We start from the raw sequence: 10,103 nt of genomic DNA on the forward strand, positions 1-10,103 counted from the left end.
GCTAGCGCGTCTGCCAGTTCCGCCATGCCCGCATATGAAATTTGTTGTCGAGCCCTCTCGCTTTTCCCCCGGTATTGGAAAGTTGGTGCGGTTGGCGGGACTTGAACCCGCATGAGGTTTCCCTCACCAGCCCCTCAAGCTGACGCGTCTGCCTTTCCGCCACAACCGCAAAGTTGTGTGATTGCTGAGGTGAAAAGTTTGGTGCGGGCAAGAGGAATTGAACCTCCACGGGGTTGCCCCCACTAGCTCCTGAAGCTAGCGCGTCTGCCAGTTCCGCCATGCCCGCTTGTCTGTTTCTCAATCGGCAACAAAGAAATAATACCACAATCAGGAATCTTCGTCAATAGTTTTTTAATGTTTTTTTATATAAATTTTGGTAGTTGTCCCTGTCGTTCAAAACCTTCTGCACATAGGCCCTGGTATCACTGAAGGGGATCTGGGCAGGATTGTTGAAATCATAATCCCATCCATAATCCTTCATCCATTCCTTCACCGTGCCCCGGCCGGCGTTGTAGGCGGCCAGCATCAGCACCTCATTGCCGTGGAATTCGCTTTCCAGTTCCGCCAGGTACCAGCAGCCGAATTTGATGTTCAGCTCCGGCTTCAGCAGCATGGAATCCCGGAAATTGGGAAAATCCGTGCATTTGGCGATCCAGGCCCCGGTTTCCGGGGTGATCTGCATAAGTCCCATGGCTCCGGCTTTGGACTGTGCCTCCGGTTTGAAGTTGCTTTCGTTTTTGATCACAGCCACCGCCAGGAAGGGATCCACCCGGTACTGGGCGCTGTACAGATGGATTTCCCGGGCATAAGGCCAGTTGTAGACGAACTTCCGCTGGGCAGTATCCGTCTTCCAGCCAAAATACCCAGCCACCATCAGCAGCAGGAACACCAGCACCACCGGCAGACACCCGGGCCGCTTTGTCTTTCTCTTCCGTTCCAAAACAATCCCTCACAATAAATCTATCTTCCGCGCTCTTCCGGAAAAGTCCCTGCTCTTCCGGAAGGCGTCCATTTCTTTTTTCCTACTATCATATCAAATCTGCCGGCGGTGTTTCAACTGTTCTTTGCAACATTACGGCAAACTCAGAGAGAGAGCCGGTCCAGTTCCCGGTCCACCTGCCGGTACAAATCTTCCAGGGTACCCCGATTGTCCAGCACCACCTGGGCCTGTTTCCGTTTTTCTTCCAGGGACAGCTGCTTCCGGATCCGGTCTTTTACCTCTTCCCGGGTCATGCCGGACCGGGCCATGGCCCGGCGGATCTGCTCCTCTTCCGGAATATACACCAGCCATACGGTATCCGTCACCTTTTCCCAGCCGCATTCCAGGAGGAGAGGGGCATCCAAAATCACCACGGGGTCCTGCCGGTGGGCAGCCAGAAAAGCATCCCGTTTTTCCTCCACGGCCCGGTGGACAATGGCATTCAGCTGCCGGAGCACCGCCGGGTCATGGAAGGCCAGCCGGGCCATTTCCTTCCGGTCCAATTCCCCTTTCTCCGTCAGGATGGCCGGCCCGAAAACCTCCACCAGTTGCCGGAGACAGGGGGATCCGGCCTTTTCCACTTCCCAGGCGGCCGCATCCGCGTCGAACACCGGGATTCCCTTTTCTTTCAGATAGGCACTGACCGTGCTCTTCCCGGAAGCAATGCCTCCGGTGAGTCCGATTACCTTCATGGTTCCTCCTTATTTCTGGCACCGGGGACAGTAAACACTGCCCCGGCCGGCCACTTTGATCTGCTTCAGCAGGGTACCGCAGTGTTTGCAGGGCAGGCCCTTCCGATGGTACACCTGGAGATACAGGCTGTTGTCCCCCATGTGCCCGTCCGCATCCTGGTAGTTCCGGAAGGTGGTACCATGGTGTTCCAGCCCCTGGCGGATCACCCCTTTGATGGCCATAGCCAGAGCTTCCCAGTCCTTCCGGGTCATCCGGTTCACCCGGCGGGTGGGGCGGATCCCGGCAGCAAACAGGGCCTCATCGGCATAGATGTTTCCCAGGCCGGCAATAATGGTCTGGTCCAGGATGAAGGCTTTCACTACGGCGGTCTTTCCCCGTGCCTTTTCCCGGAGATACTCCGGAGTCAGAACCGGATCCAGAGGCTCCGGTCCCAGGCTTTCGTACCCTTTGTCCTTCCATTCATCTTCCCCCACCAGGGCTGCCACTCCGAAGGTACGGATGTCACTGAAGTACAGGTTTTCGTCTCCGGACAGATAAAAAGCCATCCGGGTATGGGGCGGTTCCGGAGCGGTTTTGGGCAGGGCCAGCAAAGCTCCGGTCATCCGGAGATGGATCAGCAGCCAGTCCCCTTTTTCCAGGTCCAGCCGCAGGTATTTTCCCCGGCGCTCCACTCCGGTGAACCGGGCTCCCTGGAGCTTTTGGACAAAAGTTCCCGGATCCGGATGGAGGATCATTTTGGGCAGATCCACCCGGACCTTTTCGATGGTTTTTCCTGTTATATGAGGAAGCAGGCTGATCCGTACCTGTTCCACTTCCGGCAGTTCCGGCATGGTTCCTCCTTACTTGGCCTGAGCCCAGTTTTTCCCGGTGGCTACATCCGCCACCAGGGGTACCGCCAGTTCCACCGCGTGTTCCATGGTGTCCTTGACGATTTGGGCCACCTGGTCCTTTTCTTCTTCCGTGACTTCCAACACCAGTTCGTCGTGGACCTGGAGCAGCACCCGGCTTTTCACCTGGGCTTTCTTCAGGTTTTCCGCTACTTTCAGCATGGCCACCTTGATGATGTCCGCCGCCGTTCCCTGGATGGGAGTGTTGATGGCAGTCCGTTCCGCAAAGCTCCGACGGTTGAAATTCTTGGCGTTGATGTCCGGCAGGTACCGGCGGCGTCCGAACAGGGTCTCCACATAGCCCATTTCCCGAGCCTTCTGTTTTTCCCGTTCCATATAATCCTTCACCCCGGTGTACCGGGCAAAATAGCTTTCAATATACTGGGCCGCCTCTCCCCGGGGCACCCCCAGCTGCCGGGCCAGGCCGAAATCGCTGATCCCGTAGATGATCCCGAAATTCACAGTCTTGGCCTTGCTCCGCATGTAGGGTGTCACCTGGTCCAGAGGCACCCCGAAGATTTCCGAAGCGGTCCGGGCATGGACATCCTGGCCGTGACGGAAGGAATCCAGCAGCAGTTCATCCTGGGCAATGCTGGCCATCACCCGGAGTTCCACCTGGGAATAATCGCAGCTCATGAGCAGATCGTAATCTTTCCCGGGCACGAACATTTCCCGCATCCGTTTCCCCACTTCTGTCCGGGTAGGGATGTTCTGAAGGTTGGGTTCCGTGCTGGACAGCCGGCCGGTCACTGTGGCCATCTGGTTGAAATGGGTGTGGATCCGGCCGGTGGCCGGGTTGATCAGGGGATGGAGACCCAGGAGATAAGTAGACAGGAGTTTGGACAGCTGCCGATATCTGATCAGAGTCTCGATGATGGGATGTTCCCCCTGGAGAGCTTCCAGTACCGACACATCAGTGGAATAGCCGGTCTTGGTCTTTTTGATAACGGGCAGCCCCAGTTTTTCAAAGAGCAGGGCCCCCAGCTGTTTGGGAGAATTCAGGTTGAACTGTTCCCCTGCCTGGTCAAAAGCCTGCTGTTCCAGAGCCTGTACCTTTTTGGTCATTTCTTCGGTGACTTCGTCCAGCATGGCCTGGTCGATGGTGATCCCGTTCCATTCCATTTCCGCCAGGTTTTCCGTAAGGGGCAGTTCGATGGTTTCATAGAGCCGGGTAAGTCCCCGTTCCTGGAGCCTGTCCCGGAGCACCGGCACCAGGGCCGCTGTATCCTGGGCGGCTTCTACGCTGGCCGCCGAGAGGAATTCTTCTCCCAAACCCTGGATCCCGTAGCTGCTGGCTCCCGGTTCATAAAGATAGCCGGCCAGGGAAGGATCGTCGGTGACTCCCTGAAGGGCTTTCCCTTGTCCCATCATATATTTGTACAGCTCCTTGGGATCTGCCACCGCCTTGGGCAGATCCGGATTCTCAAGAAGTGCCAGCACCGCCTGTTTCCCCGCCTGTTCCGGGTGGAAGACATAATGCTTTCCGGCAAAGACCAGGTCCAGCTGTTCCAGCCGCTGGCTGGGCAGATTGCCCTGGAGAACATAGGCCAGGGCCACCTGGTCCCCTTTGGCCCGGATTTCTTCCACCAGCCTGTCTCCCTGGGCATCGTCGCTGATTTCCACCCTTTCCAGGGTATCTGCAGCTACCGGCTGACCGAACAGGGACAGAGGATCATCGTTGGCCCCTTCCGTGCCTGCTGCGCAGCCCAGTACCGGTACGAACCGGTCCCACAGGTTCTTGAACTGGAGTTCCTGCATCAGTTTCCGGCTTTCTTCCGTCAGACCTGTGAGAGGATAGGCCGCCGGATCCTTTTCAATGGGTACCTGGAGACAGATGGTGGCCAGGTCTTTGGACAAAAGGGCCTGATCCCGGTTGTTCCGGAGCTTCTCCTGAAGGGCTTTTCCCTTCACTTCTTCCGCATGGTCCAGGGTGTTTTCCACGGTGCCGTACTGGGCAATCAGCTTCAGGGCCGTTTTGGGGCCCACTCCCGGTACCCCGGGGATGTTGTCGCTGGTATCCCCCATGAGCCCTTTCAGGTCGATGATCTGCCGGGGTTCCAGTCCCTGGTATTCTTCCCCGAAGGCCTTTTCGTCATAGACGGCAATATTGGAAATCCCTTTTTTGGTGAACAGCACCTGGACATTGTTTTTGATCAGCTGGAATTCATCCCGGTCCCCGGTGACGATCCGGACCTGGACACTGTCCGGAGCCCCGCTGGACAGGGTGCCGATAATATCATCCGCTTCGTAGTTGTCCACTTCCAGGGTGGGGATCCCCATGGCCTGGAGCAGTCGGATGGACAGAGGGAACTGTTCCTTCAGTTCCGGAGGCGTAGCCTTCCGCTGGCCCTTATAGTCCGGGAATTTTTCCGTTCGGAAGGTTTTCCGGGATTTGTCGAAAGCCACCAGCATGTAGCTGGGTTTGATCTCCTGGAGCAGCTTCAGGATCATATTGCACAGGCCGTACACCGCCCCGGTGTTGACCCCTTTTTTATTGGTCAAAGGCGGCAGAGCAAAGAAAGCCCGGTGGATCAGACTGCTGCCGTCAATAAGAAGGAATTTTTCGTCCATTGCGCACCATCCTCAGTGTTATTCTAATCATATTATTATACCATATTTGAAAGGGACAGGGGGAGCTGTTGCGGGGGCAGCAGTTCCCGTCAACGGTCAGCGGCCGTTGCCTGCTGATAAATCCATACTACATTACTGTATTTTTTCTATTCTTCTGTTTTTGTATAGAACTGTACAGAAATAACTCTTTAGGACTTTTGTATACAATATATTAAATGCATTTTCTTGACGGTAAAAATCAATAGTGATAGCATTTTCTAGGATACAATGAAATTGGTACTGTCCTGAAAAGACAGCTGATTTTGGGGGAGGTTTTTATTATGGAATACAAATTTGCCAAACGGATGGCCGGGATGCAGGCTTCTGCGGTCCGGGAAATCCTGAAAGTGACCCAGCGTCCGGAAGTGATTTCTTTTGCCGGGGGGCTGCCGGCACCGGAACTGTTCCCGGTGGAAGAAATCGGCAAGGTGTGTCAGGAAGTCTGCGCCGCTGAAGGCCACAAGGTGCTCCAGTACGCCACCACAGAAGGCCGTCCCACCCTCCGGGCCAAGATTGCCGACCGGATGAACCGGAAATACAAATCCCATCTGAAAGCGGAAAACATCCTGATCACCACCGGCTCCCAGCAGAACCTGGACATGGCCGGGAAGATTTTCTTTGACGAAGGGGATGTGGTGCTGATGGAAAGCCCCACCTACCTGGCTGCCATCAATGCCTTCAAGGCCTACCAGCCGGTGTTCAAGGAAGTCCCCACTGACGAAAAGGGCATGATCCCGGAAGAACTGGACAAGATCCTGGCGGAAACGCCCCGGGCCAAACTGATCTATGTGATCCCGGATTTCCAGAACCCCACCGGCATCTGCTGGAGCCTGGAACGGCGGCAGAAATTCATGGAAATCGTCAACAAATACAATATCCCGGTGCTGGAAGACAATCCCTACGGGGAACTGCGCTATGAAGGGGAAACCCTCCCCTCCCTCCAGAGCATGGACACCAAAGACCTGGTGATGGCCATGGGGACCTTCTCCAAGACCTTCTGCCCGGGGCTGCGGATTGGCTGGCTGGCCGCTCCCACCACCCTGATGAAGGAATTCGTCAAGGTAAAACAGAGTGCCGACCTGCACACCTCCGCCTTTGACCAGGCCATCATCGACCGGTACATGGATGAATACAGCTTGGATGACCATGTGGCGGAAATCAACAAGCTGTACAAGCACCGCCGTGACCTGCTGCTGAAGACCATGGAAGAAACCTTCACCGACGGCACCACCTGGACCCATCCGGAAGGGGGCCTGTTCCTGTGGCTGACCTTCCCGGAAGGGGTCAGCGCTCGGAAGGTGTTCGACAAGTGCATCGAAAAGAACGTGGCCGGTGTACTGGGCGAATTCTTCTACCCCAACATCAAGAACGACCGGCACATGCGGATCAACTACTCCAACATGCCTGATGACCGGATTGTGGAAGGGGTAAAACGGATGGCTGAAGCATTGAAGGAGATCAAAGAAGGGAAGTAAAAAATGGGGCTGTTGCATAAGCAACAGCCCCATTTTTGGGTCGCGGGTCGCGAATCTTTCACCCCCTTATTTTCTCGGCCAGCAGGGGGTATCAATGCCCAGGATCTTTTTTCCGTCGAAGGGTTCAGGGCTTTCGCTGACAAAGTGGCGCTGGGCTTTCAGCACGTACTGGAATCCCTTGTACAAAAGGGGCACGTTGCAGTAGACCATGATGATGTTGGCCAGGTCGGAGAAGGCCCACAGGTTGCTCAGGTCATAGCCGGCAATGTTCACCAGGATGCCGAAGGCGGCCACCAGCAGGCACAGGCACCGGACAGTGACGATCACCTGGGGATTTTTGCTCAGACGGGCAGCGGCGATTTCCGAAAAGGACACCATTCCGATGAGACAGGTGTAGGCAAACAGGCAGAAGCACAGGGTAAGGGCCAGGTTCACCGCCGTATTGATCCCGGCAGTGGGCGTCAGCTGGGTCACGGAAAGGAGATATTTGGGCAGCTTCCCGGCGGCTTTCCAGGCGGCAGGATCCTGGGTCCAGGCATGGGCCATGATCACAATGAACCCGGTCATGGTGCAGATGATGTGAGTGTCCAGGAACACCCCGGCAGCGGACAGGAGCCCCTGTTCGCAGGGATGTTCGTCATCGGCGGATGCGGCGGACATGGTAATGGTCCCCTGGCCCGCTTCGTTGCTCATCAGCCCCCGTTTCACTCCCTGGACCAGGACGGTACCGAACACCCCGCCGAAAAAGGCTTCCGGCCGGAAGGCTCCCGCAAACACCGCTTCAAAAAAGTAAGGAACGGACCGTACATTGCCCACAATCAGCAGCACCGTAGTGGCCACGTATACCACCGCCATCACCGGAACCATGGCATTGGTGGCCTTTGTCACCTTTTTGATGCCCCCGAAGGCCAGCAGGGCAGTAAAGACCAGTACCACAGCTGCCGTGCCGTAATAGAAGAGGGAGTTGGTGGGAATCTCCGTACCGCTGACCATGGACCCGATGGCCCCTACAGAAGAAACCACATTGTATCCCTGGGCCGGCAGACATCCCAGGGCATAGAAGATGTACAGGAGAGAAAGGAAGATGCCCACACCCTGGCTGCCTCCGAAAAGAGCCCGTCCGTAAAAGGGCAGTCCCCCTACAAACTGTCCCTGACGTTTTTCCTTGAACAGCTGGGCCATGGTCCCTTCCACAAAGGCGGTAGCCATGCCGAAGAACGCAGATACCCACATCCAGAACAGGGCTCCCGGTCCCCCTACGGAAATGGCCCCGGTGACCCCCAGGATGTTCCCGGGGCCCACCCGCATGGCGGAACTGAGCATAAAGGCCGCCAGCGGCGAGATCCCGGTGGCGGCACTGCGCCGGTGGACCAGCAGCCGGATGGCCGTTCCCATATGGGTCAGCTGGATACAGTGGAGCCGGCAGGTGAAATAGATGCCGGATCCTACCAGCACAATAATGGCGAACGAAAAGCTTCCCAACAGGGGCAGGTTTTTGTACCATGCAAACTGGGTAGGAATGTCCCAGAAGAAGTCGGACAGGGGGCCGACGAACTTCAGGACAGAGTTGATCCATGCAAACAAATTCTCCATAAGCATCTCCCTCATTCATATTTTTATTCTTTTACTATAACATAGTCTGAAAGTTTTTCAACAAATTTCGTCGTCTTTGTGAAATGACGGTAGAAATATGATAAAATAAAACATATTTTTTCCAAAATCAATCTATACCCTGTAAGAAAAGGAGTCAATTATGGAACCTGTAGATGTGGGGATCCTGTCCCTGCTGCCCCCGATTATTGCCATTTCTCTTGCGCTCATCACCAAAGAAGTGATTTCCTCCCTGATGCTGGGGATCCTGTCCGGCGGTCTGATTTATGCGGCCGCTTCCGGCGGAGGCCTGGTGGACATGAGCTCCGCCGCCTTTGAGATCATGTCCAAAACCGTCGGTACTCCGGACAAGTTCAACATCATCCTGTTCCTGGCCCTGCTGGGCTCCCTGGTGGCTGTGGTGAACAAGGCCGGCGGTTCCCAGGCCTACGGTCAGTGGGCCACCAAAAAAATCACCAGCCGCCGGGCTGCAGAACTGGCCACCAGCATCCTGGGGATCCTGATTTTCATCGATGACTATTTCAACTGCCTCACCGTAGGTACGGTCATGAAGCCGGTAACGGACAAGTACCGGATTTCCCGGGCCAAGCTGGCCTACATCATCGATACCACCGCCGCCCCCGTGTGCATCATCGCCCCCATTTCCAGCTGGGCTGCTGCCGTAGGGTCCACCCTGTACGAAACCGGCGCCTTCCCCAATGAAATGTCCGCTTTCTTCGCCACCATCCCCTACAACATGTACGCCATCCTGTCCATCCTGATGGTCACCGTCCTGTCCGTTACGGACCTGGAATTCGGGCCCATGGCCACAGTGGAAGACCTGGCGGAAACCAAAGGAGAACTGGGCGCCATTGATCAGAAAGCCCGGGAACAGCAGCAGCCGGTGACTGCCAAAGGCACCGTGTATGACCTGCTGATCCCCATTGCCGCTCTCATCGTCTTTACCATCCTGGCCATGCTGTACAACGGAGGCTACTGGTCCAAAGGGCTCTCCTTCCAGGCCGCCATCGGCAACAGCAATTCTTCCGCCGCGCTGGTGCTGGGCGGGTTCTGGGCCCTGGTGGTGGCCTTTGTCCAGTTCGTTCCCCGCAGGCTCCTGAGCTTCCGGCAGTTCATGGACAGCATCGGTGCCGGGATCAACACCATGGTCCCTGCCTACATCATCCTGACCCTGGCCTGGACCATCGGCACCCTGTGCCAGAACTACCTGGGCACCGGGAAATACATTGGCATGCTGGTCCAGACCAGCCATCTACCCATGGAACTGCTGCCGGCCATTGTATTCCTGGTGGCAGCCGGGCTTTCCTTCTCCATCGGTACTGCCTGGGGCACCTTCGGTCTGTTCATCCCCATTGTGGTGTTCATCTGCCAGTCCGCCACTCCCACCATCATGACCGTGACCCTGTCCGCCACCCTGGCCGGCTCCGTGTTCGGGGACCACTGCTCCCCCATTTCTGACACCACCATCCTCTCCTCTTCCGGGGCCGGATGCAGCCACATCCAGCATGTGGGGACCCAGATCCCCTACGCCTGCCTGGTGGCCGCCTGCTGTTTCATGGCCTACCTGGCCGCCGGTTTCTCCGGGGGCAGCGTGGTCCTGACCCTCATCACCGGCATCGGTCTTCTGCTGCTGGCCCTGTTCCTGCTCCACAGACGGGCCAGAATGAGATTGAAGAAAAAAGGGGTGTGAAAAAATTCACACCTGTAACCAAAGGGGGTGTTGCACCTTATGTGCAACACCCCCTTTTTATTCCCGCGTTTGGAGTTGTGGCCGGTTCCTTCTTACTTTACGATGGTCACCGGGCAATGAGCGCTCTGGGATACCTTGGTACTGACACTGCCCAGGAA

The 10,103-nt window shown here is 56.4% G+C and carries 7 protein-coding genes and 2 tRNA genes; 2 read left to right on the forward strand and 7 right to left on the reverse strand.

The genetic code is table 11. The features are described from left to right. Positions 1-83: 83 nt before the first annotated feature. The 6 genes from QVO43_RS01835 to polA form a co-directional block, all read right to left on the reverse strand. A tRNA-Leu gene (locus QVO43_RS01835) sits at positions 84-169 on the reverse strand. A 30-nt stretch (positions 170-199) separates the two neighbouring features. Next, a tRNA-Leu gene (locus QVO43_RS01840) sits at positions 200-286 on the reverse strand. A gap of 54 nt (positions 287-340) precedes the next feature. Next, on the reverse strand, positions 341-940 hold the full coding sequence (locus QVO43_RS01845) for a lytic transglycosylase domain-containing protein (protein WP_022486911.1): 600 nt from the start codon (positions 938-940) through the stop codon (positions 341-343). 143 nt (positions 941-1,083) lie between these two features. Beyond that, complete coding sequence (gene coaE, locus QVO43_RS01850; protein WP_022486912.1) at positions 1,084-1,671, reverse strand: dephospho-CoA kinase; 588 nt, start codon at positions 1,669-1,671, stop codon at positions 1,084-1,086. A gap of 9 nt (positions 1,672-1,680) precedes the next feature. After that, on the reverse strand, positions 1,681-2,502 hold the full coding sequence (gene mutM, locus QVO43_RS01855) for a bifunctional DNA-formamidopyrimidine glycosylase/DNA-(apurinic or apyrimidinic site) lyase (RefSeq protein WP_022486913.1): 822 nt from the start codon (positions 2,500-2,502) through the stop codon (positions 1,681-1,683). A 9-nt stretch (positions 2,503-2,511) separates the two neighbouring features. Then, on the reverse strand, positions 2,512-5,130 hold the full coding sequence (gene polA, locus QVO43_RS01860) for a DNA polymerase I (protein WP_022486914.1): 2,619 nt from the start codon (positions 5,128-5,130) through the stop codon (positions 2,512-2,514). Positions 5,131-5,450: 320 nt separating this feature from the next. On the opposite strand from polA, the gene QVO43_RS01865 reads away from it, so the two are divergent. Then, entirely contained in the window at positions 5,451-6,644 is a 1,194-nt protein-coding gene (locus tag QVO43_RS01865; protein ID WP_022486915.1) for an aminotransferase-like domain-containing protein, read from the forward strand. A gap of 66 nt (positions 6,645-6,710) precedes the next feature. Here QVO43_RS01865 and QVO43_RS01870 read toward each other — a convergent pair whose 3' ends face one another. Further along, a complete protein-coding gene (locus QVO43_RS01870; protein WP_022486916.1) occupies positions 6,711-8,237 on the reverse strand; it encodes an alanine/glycine:cation symporter family protein in 1,527 nt (508 codons plus the stop codon). A 160-nt stretch (positions 8,238-8,397) separates the two neighbouring features. Between QVO43_RS01870 and QVO43_RS01875 the strand changes: the two genes are divergently transcribed. Then, entirely contained in the window at positions 8,398-9,945 is a 1,548-nt protein-coding gene (locus QVO43_RS01875; protein WP_022486917.1) for a Na+/H+ antiporter NhaC family protein, read from the forward strand. Positions 9,946-10,103 lie beyond the last annotated feature (158 nt).

It is taken from the genome of Acidaminococcus sp. CAG:542 (assembly GCF_000437815.1).
Taxonomy (GTDB): Bacteria; Bacillota; Negativicutes; order Acidaminococcales; family Acidaminococcaceae; genus Acidaminococcus.

Bases quoted from the DNA above. Each gene is read 5' to 3' on its own strand.
- QVO43_RS01865 (WP_022486915.1), top strand. From the start codon at position 5,451: ATGGAATACAAATTTGCCAAACGGATGGCCGGGATGCAGGCTTCTGCG.
- QVO43_RS01870 (WP_022486916.1), bottom strand. From the start codon at position 8,237: ATGGAGAATTTGTTTGCATGGATCAACTCTGTCCTGAAGTTCGTCGGC.
- QVO43_RS01875 (WP_022486917.1), top strand. From the start codon at position 8,398: ATGGAACCTGTAGATGTGGGGATCCTGTCCCTGCTGCCCCCGATTATT.
- mutM (WP_022486913.1), bottom strand. From the start codon at position 2,502: ATGCCGGAACTGCCGGAAGTGGAACAGGTACGGATCAGCCTGCTTCCT.
- polA (WP_022486914.1), bottom strand. From the start codon at position 5,130: ATGGACGAAAAATTCCTTCTTATTGACGGCAGCAGTCTGATCCACCGG.
- coaE (WP_022486912.1), bottom strand. From the start codon at position 1,671: ATGAAGGTAATCGGACTCACCGGAGGCATTGCTTCCGGGAAGAGCACG.